The organism is Tistrella mobilis KA081020-065 (assembly GCF_000264455.2).
GTDB classification, from domain to species: Bacteria; Pseudomonadota; Alphaproteobacteria; order Tistrellales; family Tistrellaceae; genus Tistrella; species Tistrella mobilis.
On sequence record NC_017958.1, the window covers coordinates 688,639 to 707,382 of the forward strand.

Consider the following 18,744-nt stretch of genomic DNA (forward strand, 5'->3'; position numbering starts at 1 on the left):
CGACGACCTCGCCTATCTGCTCTTCACCTCGGGCTCGACCGGCACGCCCAAGGGGGTGCGAGTCGCCTGGCGCACGCTCGACCAGCTGATCGGCTGGCACCGGGCCCGCCATCCCGTGCCCGCCCGCACCCTCGGCTTCGCGCCGCTCGGCTTCGACGTCTCGATGCAGGAAGCGGCCCTTGCCTGGGCCGAGGGCGGGACGCTGGTCACCGCCGACGAGGCCACCCGCCGCGACCCGGCGGCGCTTGCCGCCTTCATCTCGCGTCACGACATCGCCCGGCTGTTCCTGCCGGTGGTGATGCTCCATGCGCTGGCCGACCATCTGGCCGACCATCCCGACCGGACCCCCACCTCGGTGCAGATGATCGCGACCGCGGGCGAGCAGCTGCGCATCACCGCCCCGGTCCGCGACTGGTGCCGGCGGCAGCCCTTCGCCATCGACAACCAGTACGGCCCGACCGAGACCCATGTCGTCGCCGCCGAACTGCTGCCGGCCGCCAATGTCGACCGCTGGCCCGACCGCCCGGCCATCGGCCGCCCGATCGACGGCGCCACGCTTTTCGTCACCGACCCGGCCGGCCATCTCCTGCCCGACGAGGTGGCGGGCGAACTGCTGATCGGCGGAACGGCCCCGGCGCTCGGCTATGCCGGCGATGCCGCCCGCACCGCGGAACGCTTCGTCACCGGCCCCGATGGCGGCCGCGCCTATCGCACCGGCGACCGGGTGCTCCGCCATCGCGACGGCCGGCTCAGCTATCTGGGCCGGGCCGACGACCAGGTGAAGATCCGCGGTTTCCGGGTCGAACCGGGCGAGATCGAGGCGGCGCTGGGCAGCCATCCGGATGTCGCCCAGGCGCTGGTGGTGGTGCGGACGATCGCCGGCCAGGCGACGCTGGTCGCCCATGTCGAGCCGCGCGCACGCCCCGCCGACGAGACCGGCTTCGCTCAGGCGCTCGCCGACCATCTGCGTGCCCGCCTGCCCGAGCCGATGGTGCCGGCGCGCTGGGTGATCAGCCCGGCCCTGCCGCGCTCGGCCAACGGCAAGCTCGACCGCCGGGCCCTGCCGGCCACGGACGGCATGCCGCTCGCCGCCGCCACGGCCGCGCCGCCCGCCACCGAAAGCGAGCGGCGGCTGGCGGCGATCTGGGCCGAAATCCTGGCCCTGCCGGTCGATGCGGTGTCGCGCGGCGACGATTTCTTCGCCCTCGGCGGCCATTCGCTGCGTGCCACCCAGCTGATCGCCCGCATCGGCCGCGATCTGGGGCTGGAGCCCGGCGTCGCCCAGGTCTTCGAGACCCCGCGCCTGGCCGACCTCGCCGCCGCCCTCGATGCCCTGACGCCGGTCGCCCGGACGGCGCCGATCCCGCGCCGCACGGACGACGACGACCTGCCGCTCTCCTTCGCGCAGGAGCGGTTGTGGTTCATCGACCAGTTGAGCCCGGCGCGCGGCGCCTACAACATGCCGGCCGCCCTGCGCCTGACCGGTCGGCTGGACCACGATGCCCTGGCGCGCGCCTTCGCCACAATCTGCCGCCGCCATGCCGTGCTGCGCACCGCGATGATCGAGCGCGACGGCCGGCCGGTGCAGCGCATCCATCCCGCACCCGAGACCTGGCCGCTGCCGGTGGAGGATCTCTCGGACCTCGCCGATCCCGAGGCCGAGGTGGTCGCCCGCGCGGTCGAAGATGCCGAGACGCCCTTCGACCTCACCCGGCCGCTCAAGATCCGCACCCGGCTGCTGAGGCTGGGTGAGAGCAGCCATGTCCTGCTCGCCACCCTCCATCACATCGCCTCCGACGGCTGGTCGATCGGGGTGATGGTGCGCGAGCTGGGCGCGCTCTATGCCGCTTTCGCCGCCGGCCGGCCCGATCCGATGCCGCCGCTCGCCGTCGACTATGCCGATGTGGCGCTCTGGCAGCGCGCCCGCCTGTCCGGGGCTGAACGCGACCGGCTGCTCGACCACTGGCGCAGCGTGCTCGACGGCTTCACCGCCCCGAACCGGTCTTCGACCGCCCCCGGCCGGCGGTGCAGAGCTATCAGGGCGCGCTGACCCGCCGGCCGATGCCGGCGGCACTTGCCCGCCATGTCGACGAGACGGCGCGCCGCCACAAGGCTACGCCCTTCGTGGTGCTGCTCGCCGCCTTCCAGCTGCTGATCGGCCGCATCTCTGGCACCACCGACGTGGCAGTCGGCTCGCCCATCGCCAACCGCACCCATCCCGATACCGAGGCGCTGATCGGCTTCTTCGTCAACGCCCTGGTGCTGCGCAGCCGCTTCAACGACGATCCGGACTTCGCCGCCTTCACCGACCGGGTGCGCCAGGTGGTGCTCGACGCCCAGGACCATCAGGACCTGCCCTTCGAAGTGCTGGTCGAGGCACTGGAGCCCGACCGGGCGCTGGATCGCAACCCCCTGTTCCAGATCGCCTTCGCGGTCCAGAACGCCGAAGTGCCGCCGCTCGCGCTTGACGGGCTCGACATCAGGGCCGTCGAGCGCGAGGTGACCCGCACCCGCTTCGATCTGGAACTCCATGTCTGGCCGTCGGAGACCGGCTACGACCTGGTCGCCTATTACGCCACCGACCTTTTCGACGCGGCCACCATCGACCGGCTGCTCGGCCGCTACGAAACCCTGCTCGCCGCCGCCCTGGCCCGGCCCGAGGCCCCGGTCTCGATCCTGCCGGTCGCGACCGCGGATGAAACGGCCGCCCTCGCCGCGCTCCGTGCCGGCCCGCCGGCCGCGGCCTTCCGTCCCGTCACCGCCGAAATTGCCGACCGGGCGGCCGAGGCCCCCGCGGCCCCGGCGATCCTGCACCAGGGCGCGCCCCTCTCTCGCACCGATCTGGACCAGGCCGCCACCCGCCTCGCCCGGCGGCTGATCGCGGCCGGTATCGGGCCCGAAGACCGGGTCGGCCTGCTCTTCGACCGCTCGCCCGCTTTCGTGATCGCGGCACTGGCGGTGCTGCGTGCGGGGGCCGCCTACGTCCCGATGGTGACCGACTATCCGGACGAGCGCATCCGCTGGCAGATCGCCGATGCCGGCATGCGCGCGGTGCTGGCCGCCGCCGATCAGGCACCCCGCATCGGGGATGCCGTGCCGGTGCTGGTACCGGACGACGATACAGGTGACGGCGATGCCGCGGCCCGGCTGCCCGATCCGGCGGGCATCGATGCCGACCGTCTCGCCTATGTGGTCTATACCTCAGGCTCCACCGGTCGGCCCAAGGGGGTGGCCATCACCCATGGCGGGCTCGCCAATCTGGTCGCCTGGCACCGGCGGGCCTATGCACCCGACCAGACCACCCGCATGGCCCAGGTGGCCGGCCTCGCCTTCGACGCCGCCGGCTGGGAGATCTGGCCGGCGCTCGCCGCCGGGGCCGCCCTGGTCCTGCCCCAGCCGGGCGCCGGCCGCGATCCCGACCTGCTGCTGGCCGATTTCGTCACCCATCGCGTGACCCAGGCCTTCGTGCCGACGCCGCTTGCCGCCCCGCTGCTCTCGCGCCCCAGGCCCGAGGGGTTGAAGCTCGACCTGCTGCTGACCGGTGGTGAGCGCCTGGCGACGGCCCCCGAGATGCCCGGCGTGCGGCTGATCAACCATTACGGCCCCACCGAGACCGCGGTGGTCGCGACCGCCGGCCCGGTCGATCCGGCAGAGATCGCCGCCGGCCGCGCACCCGCCATCGGCCGGCCGATCGACGGCTTCACCGCCCATGTCCTGGACCGCCGGATGCGTCCGGTGCCCTTCGGCGTGGCGGGTGAACTCTGGCTGGGCGGCGCCGGTCTGGCCCGCGGCTATCTGGGCCGGGCGGAACTGACCGCCACGGCCTTCCTGCCCGACCCGTTCTCGACCACCCCCGGGGCCCGGCTCTACCGCACCGGCGATCTGGTGGTGCGGCGTGCCGACGGATCGCTCGATTTCCGTGGCCGCGCTGACGCCCAGGTGAAGCTCCGCGGCCACCGGATCGAACCGGGTGAAATCGAGGCGGCGCTGCGCGACGATCCGGCGGTCGCCGAGGCCGCCGTGCTGCTGGCGCCGGCAGGCGATGCCCAGGCCGCCGCCCGGCTTATCGCCTTCGTGGTGGCGGACACCGCCGCCGACGAGGCCGACCGTGCCGCCCGCGAGGCCGAGCGCGCCGAGGACTGGCGCCGGCTTTATGCCGATACCTATGGCGCGCTGGACGGCGACCCGGTGTTTCGCATCGCCGGCTGGACCAGCAGCTATGACCGCAGCCCGATCCCGGCCCCCGAAATGGCCACCTGGCGCGATGCCACGGTCGCCGCCATCGAGCGGCTGGGCGGAGAGACGGTCTGGGAAATCGGTTGCGGCAGCGGTCTGCTGCTCTGGAAGCTGGCACCGCGCCGCCGCCGCTACCATGCCACCGACTTCTCCGCCGAGGCGATCGCGCATCTGAAGGCCGATCTGGCCCGAAGCGGCATCGATCACGTCACGCTGGAGCGCCGTGCCGCCGACGACATGGCCGACCGGCAGGCAGGCCCCTGGGATAACCGGCCGGCGGGCCCCTGGGATGCGATCGTCATCAATTCGGTCATCCAGTATTTCCCGGGCGAGGACTATCTGCTGCGGGTGCTGCGCGGCGCGCTCGATGCCATCGCGCCCGAAGGCGCGCTCTTTGCCGGCGACATTCGCGCCGCCCATGTCGAGCGCGGTTTCCAGACCTCGATCGCCCTGCATCAGGCCCCCGCGGCCACCCCGGCGGAGGCGCTCTCAGCCCGCATCGCCGATGCCCTGGCGGCCGAAAAGGAACTGCTGATCGACCCGGCCTGGTTCCTGACCCGCGCCGCGGCACTGCCCGGTGTGGCAGGGATGGACATCCGGCTGAAGCGCGGCCGCGACCGCAACGAGATGACCCGCTTCCGCTATGACGTCACCCTGTTCAAGGGTGCGGCTCGGGCGCCGCTGGTGCCCGACCGGCGGATGGTCTGGGCGGACGGCCCCGATTTCCCCGCCCTCTGTGCGCGGGTGGCGGCAGAGGGTGGCCGGATCGAGATCCTGGACCTGCCCAATGCCCGCACTGCCGCCGACATGGCGGCGGCCGACCGGCTGGACGGCCGCCATGCCACGGCGGGCGACATCGCCGCGGCCGCAGCCGAAGCGGCGCGGGATGCCGTGGATCCCGAAACCCTCTGGTCGATCGCCGATGAAGCCGGCGTCGCCCTGCGCATCACCTGGGCCGAGGATCCGGCCCTGATGCATGTGCTGATCGAACCCGCCGCCGTGGCCGAAGATCCGCGCCCGCCGCTCTGGGCGCCCTGGCGGTCGATGCCGGCGCGCAGCCCGATCAACGACCCGCTGGCCGCCGGTGCCGACCGGCGCATGATCCGCCGCCTGCGCGACCATCTGCGCCGCCGCCTGCCCGAGGCCCTGGTTCCAGCCGAGATCAGGCTGCTCGACCGGCTGCCGCTCACCCCCAACGGCAAGCTGGATCGGGCCGCGCTGCTGGCACGGCTCGCCACCCGACAGACCGCCGCCCCCGAGACCACGACCGCCCCCGCCGGCGCCACCGAGGCGACCCTCTCCCGGATCTGGTGCGAGGTGCTGGGCGTGGCCGCCATCGGCCGTCACGAGAATTTCTTCGAGGCCGGCGGCGATTCGATCCTGTCGATCCAGGTCGCATCCCGCGCCCGCAAGGCCGGGCTGCCGCTGGCCGTCCGCGACCTCTTCGCCCATCAGACCCTGGCGGAACTGGCCGGGGCGCTGGACGCCCGCGCCGAAACCGATGCCGGCCGCGATGCCTGTCTGCCGGTCGACGGCCCCGTGCCGCTCACCCCCGTCCAGGCCTGGTTCCTGGACCGGGAACCGGTCGATCCGCATCACTTCAACCAGGCGATCCTGCTGACCCTGCCGGCCGGAACCGAGGATGCGGCGATCCAGGCCGCCGTACAGACCCTTGCCGGCCGCCATGATGCGCTGCGCCTGCGCTTCTCCCCAGACGGCAGCGGCCGGATGATGCAGCAGGCGGGCCCGGTGGACGGTGCCACCCGGTTCGACAGCATCGATGCCCGCTTCGACGACTGGAGCGCCCATGCCGCCCGGGTCCAGGCGGGGCTCGACCTCGCCCGCGGCCCGCTGCTCAGGGTGGTGCGCTACCGGACGGGTGCCGGGGCCGACCGCCTGCTGATTGTCGCCCATCACCTGGTGATCGACGCGGTGTCGTGGCGGCTGCTGCTCGACGAACTGCGCGAGCTGCTGGCGGGCGGCGGCGGCGCCGATCCGGCGCCGGCCCCCTCCTTCACCCGCTGGGCGGCGGCACTGGCCGATCGCGCTGCCCGCGGCGCCTTCGACGACGAGATCCCGCACTGGCAGGCGGTCGCCCACGCCGCGACCTCGGCGGCGGGCCTGCCAGTCGACGACCCGGCCGCGCCCGATCTGGTCGAGCGTGCCCGCACCACCCATCGTGCGCTCGACGAGGCTCGCACCGACCGGCTGCTGCGCGCCGCCAACCGGGCGCTACGCACCGAGGCAGCCGAGATCATCACCGCGGCCGTCGCCCGCGCGCTGGCCCGGCTGACGGCCACTTCCCTGGCCACCGCCCCCGGCCCGGTCACCCTGCTGATCGACCGCGAAGGCCATGGACGCGAGGATCTGGTGCCGGGTCTCGATCCCGCCCGGATCACCGGCTGGTTCACCGCCATTCACCCGGTGGCGCTGATCGTCGATCCGGCCGAGCCGCCCCGGGCCAGCCTCGCCCGGATCAAGGACACGCTCCGCGCTGTGCCGCGCCGGGGCGCCGGCTTCGGCCCGCTCATCCGCGCCGGGCGGATCGAGACCCCGCCACCCGCGCCCGAGATCGCCTTCAACTATCTGGGCCAGGTCGATGCCGCACTCGATGGCGGCGGCCTGCTGGCGGCGGCACCGGAACCGGTCGGGCCGCTACAGAGCCCGGCGGCCACACGGTTGCATGCGTTGACCATCGGCGCGGCGGTGATGGCGGGCCGGCTCAGGGTCGAAATCACCTGGCCCGGCGACCGCATCGCCGCCGCCCGCATGGAGCGGCTGGCCGATGATGTGGTGGCCGAACTCGGCGCCCTGGTCGATGTCTGCATGGCGGCCGATGCCGCCGGGCTGACGCCCTCGGATCTGCCGCTCGCCGGGCTGGATCAGCCGGGCCTCGATGGCCTGCTCGCCCGGCTGCCGATCCCGGCGGAGGCGGTGGAAACCGCCTGGCCGGCAACGGCACTTCAGCACGGCCTGCTGCTGCAAGGCGCGCGCGGCCCGGCCGAGGGGGCGGCGCTCTATGTCGAACAATTCGCCTTCCGCCTGCGCCCGCCCGTCGACACCGGAGCGCTGGTCCGCGCCTGGGATCTGGTCACCGCCCGCCACCAGGCGCTGCGCTCGCTGATCCTGCACGAGGGGCTGGAGCGGCCGCTGGTGGTGGTCGCGCGACACCACAGGCCTGAGATCGCGACCAGCGACCATCGGGTGCTTGCACCGGCCGCGGCCGAAGCGGCGCTCGATGCCGCACTCGCCCGCGACCGCGCCACCCGCTTCGATGCCGCCCGGGCCTGCCCCTGGCGCCTGGCCCTGCACCGGTTGCCCGGGGATGCCGGCTCTGATGAAGATGTCGGGGCGGGCGACATCGTGCTGGTCTGGAGCTTCCACCACGCCCTGCTCGACGGCTGGTCGACCTTCCGGGTGCTGGAAGAGGTGCTGGCCGCCTATACCGCCCTCACCCGCCGCAGTACGCCGGATCTGGCGCCCGCCGCCCCGCTCGCCCGCTTCGCCGCCTGGCTCGCCGCCCGCGATCCGCTGGCCGAGGAGACCTATTGGCGGGCAGCCCTCGACAATCTGCCCGAGCCGCAGCCGCTGCCCGGGGGCCGCCCCGGCGGGTCGGCGACGGCAGAGCGCCACCACGTCACCGGCCGCCTGCCTGCCCCGGCGGCGGCACGGATCATAGAGGCCGCCCGGCTGCTGAAGGTGACGCCGGCCACCATCGCCCAGGCCGCCTGGGCGATGGTGCTGGCCCGCCATGGCGACCGCGACGACGTCGTCTTCGGCACCACGGTCTCGGGCCGGCCCGAGGCGGTGGCAGAGGTCGAACGCATGGTCGGCCTGTTCATCAACACGGTCGCCGTGCGCGTGCGGATCGATCCCGCCCGCCGCATCGGCGACTGGCTGGCCGAGCTTCAGGAAAGCCGCCGCGCCGCCACCGCCTTCGAGGCCGCCCCCCTGGGCCTGGTCCAGCGCTGGGCCCTGCCGGGAGAGCAGCGCCGGCCGCTGTTCGAAACCATCCTCGCCTTCGAAAACTACCCGGTCGCCGAGGCGCTGAAGGGCGATGCCGCCACCCCGCCGGTGCTGGACGTCGCCGACACCGTCTATGAGGGCCGCACGGAATATCCGCTGACCGTCACCGTGCTGCCGGGCGACGGGTTCGCGGTAGACATCGCCTATGATCCGGGGCTGGTCGATGCCGATGCGGCCGACCGGCTGCTCGGCCAGATGCTGACCGCGCTTGCCGGCCTCACCCGGGATCCCCTGGCCCGGCTGGCCACAGTCGACGTGCTGGATGCGGCCGAGCGCCGGCTGATCGCCGACTGGTCGCAGGGCCGCGGCGCGGCGGCGATCGCGGCCGGCTTCGCCGGGGATCCGGCACCGGTTGCCGATGACGACCGGCCATTGCATCTGCGCCTTGCCGACCATGGGGCCGGGGAGCCGGCGCTGATCCAAGGCGATCGCCGGCTGGATCGCGCTTGGCTCGACACCGCCGCCCGCCGGGTCGCCGCCCGGCTGGTTGCGGCAGGTGTGGGCAAGGGCGATCTCGTCGCCCTGCTGATGCCGCGCTGCCCCGAACTGGTCGCGGCCATGGTCGGCATCCATCTGGCCGGCGCCGCCTATCTGCCGCTCGACCCGGTTTATCCCGATGCCCGCATTGCCGCGGTTCTGGGCCATGCCCGGCCGCGGGCGGTGCTTGCGGATATGGCGGGGCTCGGCCGTCTTCACGACCTGGCCGGCGCCCCGGCGCTGCGGCTGGATGTCGCCGCCGTCACCGGCACCGGCCCCCTGCTCCACCCGCTGCCCCAACCCGCCGCGGACTGGCGGGATCAGCCCGCCTATGTCATCTACACCTCGGGATCCACCGGCACGCCCAAGGGCGTGGTCGTCACCCTCGGCAATCTCGCCCGGCTGATCGATGCCACCCGGCCCTGGTTCGATTTCGGACCCGGGGACGTCTGGACCCTGTTCCACTCCCCCGCCTTCGACTTCTCGGTCTGGGAGATCTGGGGGCCGCTCGCAACCGGCGGCCGGCTGGTGATCGTCGATCACGACCAGGCCCGCGACCCGGCCGGCTTCCATCGCCTGCTGGCGCATGAAGGCGTGACGGTGCTGAACCAGACGCCGAGCGCCTTCGCAGCCCTCGACGCGGCCGATGCCCTGGCGGCAGGCGTCCCGGCCGGCCCGGCACTCGATACGCTGCGTCTGGTGATCTTCGGCGGCGAGGCCCTGGATGCCGCAAGCCTTGCCGGCTGGTTCGCCCGCCATGGCGACGACCGCCCGGCGCTGGTCAACATGTACGGCATCACCGAAACCACCGTTCATGTCACCCATGCCCGGATCCGCGCGCCCCACGCCGCTGAAACCGGCACGGCGCCGATCGGCGTGCCGATCCCCGATCTCACCCTGCAACTGCTCGACCATCAGGGGCGCCCGGTGCCGATCGGGGCGGCGGGGGAAATCCATGTCGGCGGCCGCGGCCTCGCCCGCGGCTATCTGGGTCGCGACGACCTGACGGCCGAGCGTTTCATCACCACCGCCGACGGCACCCGGCTCTATCGCAGCGGCGATCTCGGCCGCTGGCGCAGCGATGGCCGGCTCGATCATCTGGGGCGGATCGACGCCCAGGTGAAGATCCGCGGTTTCCGGATCGAACCGGCCGAAATCCGCGCGGCCCTCATCGCCCATCCGGCCATCGCCGATGCCGCGGTGGCGGCCCGGGCCGGCGGCGCGGATGGGGAATTGCGGCTGGTGGCCTGGATCCTGGCCGACGAGGTCCCGGAAGATCTGCGCGACCATCTGAAGGCCCGGCTGCCCGACTGGATGGTCCCCTCCGCGATCATGCCGGTGGCGGCGCTGCCGCTCACCCGCAACGGCAAGCTCGACCTTGCCGCCCTGCCCGACCCGTCACCGGTCGCCGGCAGCGGCGGTGCGGCGCCCGCCACGGCGACCGAAGCCCGGCTGGCCCGGATCTGGGAAGAGCTGCTGGGCGTGCCGGCACCCGGCCGCCGTGATGATTTCTTCGCCCTCGGCGGCCATTCGCTGCTGCTCGCCCGCCTCGCCCACCGGATTGCGCGGGAATTCGGCGTCACCCTGGACTGGCCGACCCTCTTCGCCGCCACCAGCCTCGAAGCCCAGGCCGACAGGATCGAGGGCCTGGCCGGCAGCGATGGCCTGCCGCCGCTGCGCCCGGTGCCGCGCGACGGCCGGCCGCTGCCGCTGTCGGCCGCCCAGCGCCGGATGCTGTTCCTGAACGAGGCCGCCCCCGGCCCGGCGCACACCATCCCGCTGCTGCTCGGCCTGACCGGCCCTCTCGATCTCGCCCGGTTGCAGGCGGCGATCGACGGGCTCATCACCCGGCACGAGGCGCTGCGGTCGCGCTTCCCGACCGTGGCCGGCCAGCCGGTCCAGCTGGTGGCGCCTGCGGAACCGCAGCCGCTGGTCGTGGTCGAGCCCGAGGATGCGGCCGAATGGATCCGGGCCGAACTCGCCCGGCCCTTCGATCTGGCGAACGAGCCCGCCTTCCGGTGCACCCTGCTCAGGCGTGGGCGGCAGGATCATGTCCTGGTCGCCTGTCTGCACCATGTCGCGGGTGACGGCTGGTCGGTCGGGCTGCTGGCGCGCGATCTGGGCGCGCTCTATCAGGGCGACGCCGACCTGCCGCCGGTGGTGATCGGATCGGCCGATCTGGGTGCCGCCGAGGCCGATCCCCGGCGGATGGCGGCGGTGGATGCGGCGCTGGACCGGCGCGCCGTGGCCCTGGCCGGGCTGCCGGTGCTGGACCTGCCGACCGACCGGCCCAGACCCGACATCCGTCGCGGCCTGGGCGCCTGCCACGGGTTCACCCTGCCCGCCGCCCTGGCAGAGGCGGCCCGCAGCCTTGCCACCGCCCGGGGCACGACGACGGCCGTGGTGCTGGCGGCGGCCCAGGCGGCCCTGCTCGGCGGCCTTGCCCAGGCCGACCGCTTCGCCATCGGCCTGCCGGCCGCAGAGCGCCTGGCGCCCGAGACCGCCGAGACCGTCGGCCTGCTGGTCGAAACCCTGGTTCTGGCGGTGGATCTCGGCCAGGTCAGCGGGGCCGGGCTGATCGACCGGCTGGCGGCCGAGATGCGCGCCGCGCTGGGCGCGCGGCCGCTGCCGCTCGACCGGCTGATCGACCGGCTGGCGCCGCCGCGCGATCCGGCGCGCACACCGGTCTTCCAGACCATGTTCGGCCATGAACGTCTGGCCGCCCACGGGCTCGACATGGGCCCCGATCTGGCCGCAGAGCTGCTCCCGGCGCCCATGGCCGGCGCCCGCACCGATCTCACCCTGATCCTGACCGACCGTGCGGATGGCGGGCTGGACGGGTTGATCGAATACGACACCGACCTGTTCGAAGCGGCAACCATCGACCGCCTGGCCACCGGCTATGCCCGGCTGCTGGCCGCCCTGATCGCGGCGCCCGACCGGCTGGTCGCACAGCTGCCGCTCGGCGACCCGGCCCCGGCCGTCCCCGCATCGGCCCCGCGGCCTGCCGGCCCGGCTGCGGCGTTCCGCGCCGTCGTGGCGGCCCGCACGCAGGCGATCGCCATCAGCCATGCCGACGGCACCCGGATCGACTATGCCGATCTGCTCGACCGCGCCGACAGGCTCGCCCGCGGGCTGACAGCCCGGGGGCTCCGCCCCGGCACCCATGTCGGGCTCTATGCCGAACGTTCGGTCGCGGGTATCGTGGCGACGCTCGCGATCATGCTGGCGGGTGCCGCCTATGTGCCGATCGATCCCGCCTATCCGGCCGAGCGTCAGGCGATCCTCGCCCGGGATGGCGGGCTGGAGGCGCTGATCCTGCCCCGAACCGCCCCCCTGCCCGACTGGGCGGCCGGCGTTGGCCGGATCGTTCGGATCGACCAGGATGGCCGGGTCGATCGGCATGGCAGCGGCGATCTGCGCATCACCGGCACGCCCGCCCCCGACGGACCGGTATCGCCGGAGGCCGTGGCCTATCTGATGTTCACCTCGGGCTCCACCGGCCGGCCCAAGCCGATCGCGGTGCCCTGGCGGGCGGTGATGGTGCGTGCGATCGCCGGCGGCTATGCCGCGATCGGGCCCGAGACGGTGATCCCGCACATCTCCAATCCGTCCTTCGACGCAGCGACCTTCGAGATCTGGGGCGCGCTGTTCAACGGTGCCCGGCTGCATCTCGTCGATCAGCCGGTGCTGGTCGATCCGGGCCGGCTGGCCGATGAACTGACGACTGCCGGTGCCACCCTCGCCTTCGTGACCACCTCGCTCTTCAACCGCATCTCGGAACAGGCGCCCAGCGCTTTCGCGGACTTCGATCGGGTGCTGGTCGGCGGCGAGGCGGTGCAGATGCGCTGGATCCGGGCGGCGGCGGCCGCCTGTCCCGCCACCCGCTTCGCCAATATCTACGGCCCCACCGAAACCACCACCTTCGCCACGGTCTTCGACATCGACGATGCGGCGATCGATGCCGCCCCGATCGGCCGGCCGATCGCCGACACCACAGCGCAGATTCTGGACCACCATCTCCGGCCGCTGCCCGATGGCGTGCCCGGGGAACTCTGCCTGGGCGGCGCCGGCCTTGCCCATGGCTATCCGGGCGATCCGGTGCGCACGGCGCTGGCCTTCGTGCCCGACCCGTTCGCCACCACCCCGGGGGCGCGTCTCTACCGCACCGGCGACCGGGTGGTGCGCGATGCCCGGGGCAGGCTCCGCTATCTGGGCCGCCGCGACGGCCAGATCAAGCTGCGCGGCCATCGCATCGAGCCCGGAGAAATCGCCGCCGCGGCGCACACCGTTCCGGGCGTGGCCCAGGCCCATGCGATGCTGCGCCGGGACGACGACACACCCCGGCTGGTGCTCTACGCAACCGGCACCACCACCCCGGCGGCACTTGCAACCGCCCTCCGCGGCCTCCTGCCGCGCTGGATGGTGCCCTCGGCGGTGCTGGTGCTCGACAGCCTGCCGGTCACCGCCAATGGCAAGATCGATACCGCCCGTCTGCCGGCACCGCCGGCGGTCGCAGCGGACACCGTGGCGGCGACCGGCGGCGGCACCATCGACCGGCTGGCGGCGATCTGGGCCGCCCTGCTCGGCCATCGCACGTTCGGGCCGGCCGACAACTTCTTCGATGTCGGCGGTCATTCGCTGCTGCTGGTCGATCTGCGTGCCCGCATCGCCGAGGAGCTGGGGGTGACGCTGGCCATGACCGACTTCTTCGCCGCCCCGACCCTGGCCGATCTGGCCCGGCGGATCGACGAGGGCGCGACGCCGGCGACACCTGCCCGGCCGGGCGCCGCCGCCGATCGCCTGGACGGCCGCAGCCGTCTTGCCGCCCGCCGCCGCAGACCCTGAACCCCGATCCGAAGGCCCCTGCCGATGATCCCCGCCGACGACCACAGCATGACCAATGCCGGGACCGCGCCGTCGCCCACCGACATCGCGATCATCGGCATGGCCTGTCGCGTGCCCGGCGCCGACGGGCCCGAGGCGCTGGCGCGGCTGCTGGCCGAGGGGCGCGAGGGCATCGCCGATCTGCCCGCCGATGACGGCATCGACGATCCGCGCTGGGTGCGGCGCAAGGGGCTGCTGGCCGATCCCTTCGGCTTCGATGCCGGGCTGTTCGGCCATGCCCCGCGAGAGGCGGCGCTGATCGACCCGCAGGCGCGGCTGCTGCTGGAACTGGGCTGGGAAGCGCTGGAACGCGCCGGCCAGCCGCCCCGGGCAACCGAGGGCCAGGGCCGCACCGCCGTCTATGCCGGCGCCGGCATCAGCACCTATCTGCTGACCCATCTGCTCAACAATCCCGCGGCGGCCGATCTCGCCACACCCTTCGAGGCGGTGCTCGCCAATTCGGGCGACAGCCTGGTGACGCGCATCGCCTATGAGCTGGATCTGCGCGGCCCGGCGGTGGACGTCCAGACCGCCTGTTCGACCTCGCTGGTGGCGGTGCATCTGGCGGTGCAGGCGCTGATTGCCGGCGAATGCCGGATGGCACTGGCCGGCGGCGCCTCGATCGACCTGCCGGCGCCTGCCGGCTACTGGTACGCGCCCGGCATGATCCTGAGCCCCGACGGCCATTGCCGGGCCTTCGCGGCCGATGCCGCCGGCACGGTGCCGGCCTCGGGCGGCGGCATGGTGGTGCTGAAACGGCTGGTCGATGCGCTGGAAGACGGCGACCACATCCATGCGGTGATCCGCGGCTCCGCCACCAACAACGACGGCGCCGCCCGGATCGGCTTCACCGCCCCGGGTGTCGAGGGTCAGGCCGAGGTGATCGCCGAGGCGCTGACGCTGGCCGGCATTGCGTCCGAGCAGATCGGCATGATCGAGGCTCATGGCACCGGCACACCGATCGGCGACCCGATCGAGGTTCAGGCGCTCACCCGCGCCTTCGGGCCCGAGGTGCCGCGCGGGCAGTGCCTGCTGGGCTCGATCAAGAGCAATCTGGGCCATCTGAACGCGGCCGCCGGCGTGGTCGGCCTGATCAAGGCGGTGATGGCGGTCGAGGCCGGCATGGTGCCGCCCACCCTGCATGCGGACCAGCCCAACCCGGCCCTCGACCTCGCCGCCACGCCTTTCCGGCTGGCGACGGCCCTCAGCCCCTGGCCGGCGATCCCCGGGCCGCGGCGCGCGGGCGTCAGCTCCTTCGGCATGGGCGGCAGCAATGCCCATGTGGTGATCGAACAGGCCCCGCCGCACCCCGTGCGCCCGGCCGCCCCGGCCCGGCTGCTGTGCTTCGCGGCGGCGACCGCCACCGCACTCGACCGCATGAGCATGGCCCCGATCCCGGCGACGGCCGATGCCGGCTTCACCCTGCTTGCCGGCCGGGCGCGTCTGCCGCATCGGCGGGTGCTGCTGCAGCTGCCGGATGGCGGGATGGAGACGATCGACGGTCAGGCCCCCGACCAGCCGGTGACCGTGGCGCTCGCCCGGCCCGATGCCGCCGTCGCCGCCGGTCTGGCGGCCCTCGGCCTGGACCTCAGCCCCGATGGCACGCTGATGCTGGAGGTCGAGGGCCGCGACGAGACCGCGCTCCTCCGCGCCGTCGCCCGCGCCTGGACGCAGGGTGCCGACATCGATGCCGTCCGGCTCTACGGTCCCGGCCGCCGCCGGCTGCCGCTGCCCGGCTATCCATTCGAACATGGCCATCACGAGATCCCGCGCCCCGCCGCCATGCCGACCGCGGCCGATCCGCTGGCCCTGCCGCCCAGGCTGGCCGATCCGACCGACTGGTTCTGGCTGCCGGTCAGCCGCGAAATCCCGCCACCTTCGGTCGAGGCAGAGGCGGCGGGCGCCGTCATCACCGGCCCGGTGCTGATCCTGGCGGACGCGCTGGGGGTGAGCGCGATCCTGGCCGATCGGCTGCGGGCGGCCGGCCACGGCGTCACCCTGGTCACGCCCGGCAGCGCGTTCGCCGCGGCGGGGCCGGACCGTTTCACCCTGGATCCCGCGGATCCGGGCCAGTTCCGCAGCCTGATCGCAGCGCTCGACGCCGAGCCGCGCACCATCCTCCATGCCTGGGCGCTGAGGGGGCCGAGGCCACCCGCCGCCGGGGTCGAGACCATCGCCGCGGTGCAGAGCCGGGGGCTGCATGCCCTGCTCCACCTGCTTCAGGCCCTGGGCAGCCCGGGCACGGGGCCGGAACGCCGGCTGCTGGTGGCGGCCGACCGGCTGCTGCCGGTGACGGACAACGACCTCCGGCCCGATCACGCGCCGCTGCTGGGGGCCGCCAAGATCGTTTCGCAGGAATACGACCGCATCCTCTGCCGGATGGTCGATCCCGGCACCGCCGCACCGGCGCGGCTGGCCGATATCCTTTTGGCCGAGCTGACCGAGGGGGCGGAGGCGCCGCGCGTGACCAGCTGGCGCGGCGGCCGGCGCTTCGTCGGCGAAGAAGCCCCGCGACGGCTGACCGGGGATGGCCGGGCGCGTTTCGTGCCCGGCGGGGTGACGGTGATCACCGGCGGGCTGGGCGGCATGGGCCTCGCCTTTGCCGAAGAGGTGGCGGAGCTTGCCCCCGGCGGGGCGCTGGTGCTGATCGGCCGGTCGGTCTTCCCCGACCCCGAAGACTGGGAGGACTGGCTGGTCGAGAATGGCGAGACCGGCCGCATCGCCCGCAGCATCCGGCGCCTGCAGGCGATCATCGCCCGCGGCACACGGCTGATGGTGGCGACCGCCGATGTGGCCGATGCCGGCGCGGTCGAGGCGGTTCTGGCCGAGGCGCGCCGCCGCTTCGGGCCGATCACCGCCCTGCTGCACACCGCGGCCCTCGCCGATTATGAAGGCGTGATCCACGGCCGCGCGCGGGCGCGCACCGACCGGGTGATGGCCGCCAAGCTTCAGGGCACGCTGGTGCTCGACCAGGCGACGCGGAACGATCCGCTGACCCTGTTCCTGCTCTGCTCCTCGCTCGGCACCGTGCTCTACCATGTGAAGTTCGGCCAGGTCGGCTATGCGGCGGCGAACGAGTTCATCGACGCCTTCGCCCGGGCGCGGGCCGCCGACCCCGCCCGCCCCGGCGCCACAGTCGCGATCCGCTGGTCGGACTGGCGCGACAGCGGCATGTCGGTGGCGGCGCTCGCCCGCTGGGCGGAGCGCACCGGCATCGACGAGAGCGACTATATCTCGGACGGTCTGACCGATCTGGAAGGCCGGCTGGCCATGCGCCGCGCCGCGGGCCAGGCGGCGCCGCTGATCGGGGTGTCGCAGCACGACCTGCGGATGCTGGTTGCCCAGGATCCGCTCAGGGCAAAAGCCTTCCTGGCGGAGACCGATCGCGCCCATGCAAGGCCGGCGCTGGCGCAGGATTACGTGGCGCCGCGCACGGCGGCCGAGCGCGAGGTCGCACGGATCTGGCAGCGGCTGCTGGGCATCGACCGGGTCGGCGCGCTGGATGATTTCTATGATCTGGGCGGCCATTCCCTGCTCGCCACGCAGGTTCTGTCGCGGATCACCGAGCGGCTGAAGGTCGAGGTGCCGCTGGATGCCTTCCTGGACGATCCCACGGTGGAAGCGCTGGCAGGGCTGATCGACGCGGCCGAGGCGGCCCGTGCCGCCACCACCGCCGCGGCCGGGAGCCTGCCGGCCGAAACTGCGGATGATGACGGGCCGATCCCCCATGCCGGCCGGCCGGCGGAGGGGCTGCCGCTGTCTTTCGCCCAGGCGCGCTGCTGGTTCCTGGACCAGATGGAGCCGGGCAGCGCCGGCTATAACATGCCGATGGCGCTGGAGGTGACGGGGCCGCTGGACCAGGTGGCCCTGGCGCACAGCATCGACCTGATCCTGGCCCGGCACGAAGGGCTGCGGACGCTGTGTGTCGTGCGGGATGGCGAGCCGCGCCAGATCGTGGTGCCGGAGCGCAGGGGCGTTCTGGAGATCCGGGCGGCAGCCGAGCCTTCAAGCCTGCAGGCCCTGGCCGAGGCCGAAGCCCGCAAAGCCTTTGACCTGACGCGGGACATCCCCTTCCGCGCCGCCCTGGTGCCGGTCGGGCCCGAGCGGCATCTGCTGCTGATCACCATGCACCATATCGCATCCGACGGCTGGTCGATGGGGGTGTTCCTGGACGAGCTGGCGCGGTTCTATGCCGGCTTTGCCGCGGGCCAGGTGCCGGCCCCGGCGCCCCTGCCGGTGCAGATGCCGGATGTGGCTGCCTGGCAGCGGCAGCGCTATGCCGGCGGCCGGCTGGAGGCGCTGACCGGCTGGTGGCGCGACCGGCTGGCGGGGCTGCCCGATCTGGTGCTGCCGACCGACCGGCCGCGGCCGCCCGTGCGCAGCGATGCCGGCGGGCTGATCGCGGTGCCGCTGGACCCTGCGGCCATGGCCCGGCTGCGGGCGCTGGGGCGGGCGGAGCGGGCGAGCCCATTCATGGTGCTGCTGGCGATCTTCCGCCACCTGCTGGGCCGCTATTCGGGGCAGGAGGATTTCGCGATCGGCACGCCGGTGGCGGCCCGGTCCCGGCCCGAACTGGAGCCGCTGATCGGCTTTTTCGCCAACACGCTGGCCATCCGCAGCCGCATACCTTCAGATGCAAGCCTGCGCCGGGCGGTGGCGATCGTGCGCGAGGATGCCGGCCAGGCCTTCGCCCGCCAGGACCTGCCCTTCGACCGGCTGGTGGAAGAGCTGGGCATCGCCCGCGACCCCGGGCGCAACCCCGTGTTCCAGGTGCTGTTCGTGCTGCAGAATGCCGGCCGGGCGACCCCGCGGGTGGCGGGGCTGGAGCTGACGCCGCTTAAGGCGGATACCGCCACCGCGAAGTTCGACCTGACGCTGTCGGTGGTGCCGGGGCCCGTGGCGGAGGGGGCCGAGACCGAGGATTACAAACAGGCGTTGTTCGAATTCGCCACCGACCTGTTCGATCCGGCCGGAATCGAGATGATGGGAGCATGTTTCGCCGAACTGGTCATGCGACTTTCGGTTGAAGCCGACGCGCCGATGTCGTCCATTGCGCTGACTGCCGCGGGGATGGCGGCCGCAGCCGATGACGACGGCTGGTGAGGGAGGGAGGACGAG

3 protein-coding genes (1 of these 3 only partly in view) are annotated in these 18,744 nt (G+C 73.4%); all 3 read left to right on the forward strand.

Going from position 1 to position 18,744, the window contains the following annotated elements:
• Tightly spaced (at most 24 nt apart), the 3 genes in view from TMO_RS32730 to TMO_RS26835 form a layout consistent with a single transcriptional unit that may run on beyond the window.
• A protein-coding gene (locus tag TMO_RS32730) for a non-ribosomal peptide synthetase (RefSeq protein ID WP_014748203.1) crosses the window boundary here: on the forward strand, window positions 1-2,050 show its 3' portion. The gene continues 1,943 nt to the left of window position 1, outside the view; only the last 2,050 of its 3,993 coding nucleotides appear in the window; the start codon falls outside the window, past its left edge; it ends in the stop codon at window positions 2,048-2,050.
• A complete protein-coding gene (locus TMO_RS26830) occupies window positions 2,026-13,587 on the forward strand; it encodes a non-ribosomal peptide synthetase (RefSeq protein ID WP_014748204.1) in 11,562 nt (3,853 codons plus the stop codon). The genes TMO_RS32730 and TMO_RS26830 overlap by 25 nt, the downstream gene beginning before the upstream one ends.
• 24 nt (window positions 13,588-13,611) lie before the next feature.
• Window positions 13,612-18,729, forward strand: a complete 5,118-nt coding sequence (locus TMO_RS26835) for a condensation domain-containing protein (RefSeq protein ID WP_014748205.1) — start codon at window positions 13,612-13,614, stop codon at window positions 18,727-18,729.
• The last annotated feature ends 15 nt before the right edge of the window (window positions 18,730-18,744 follow it).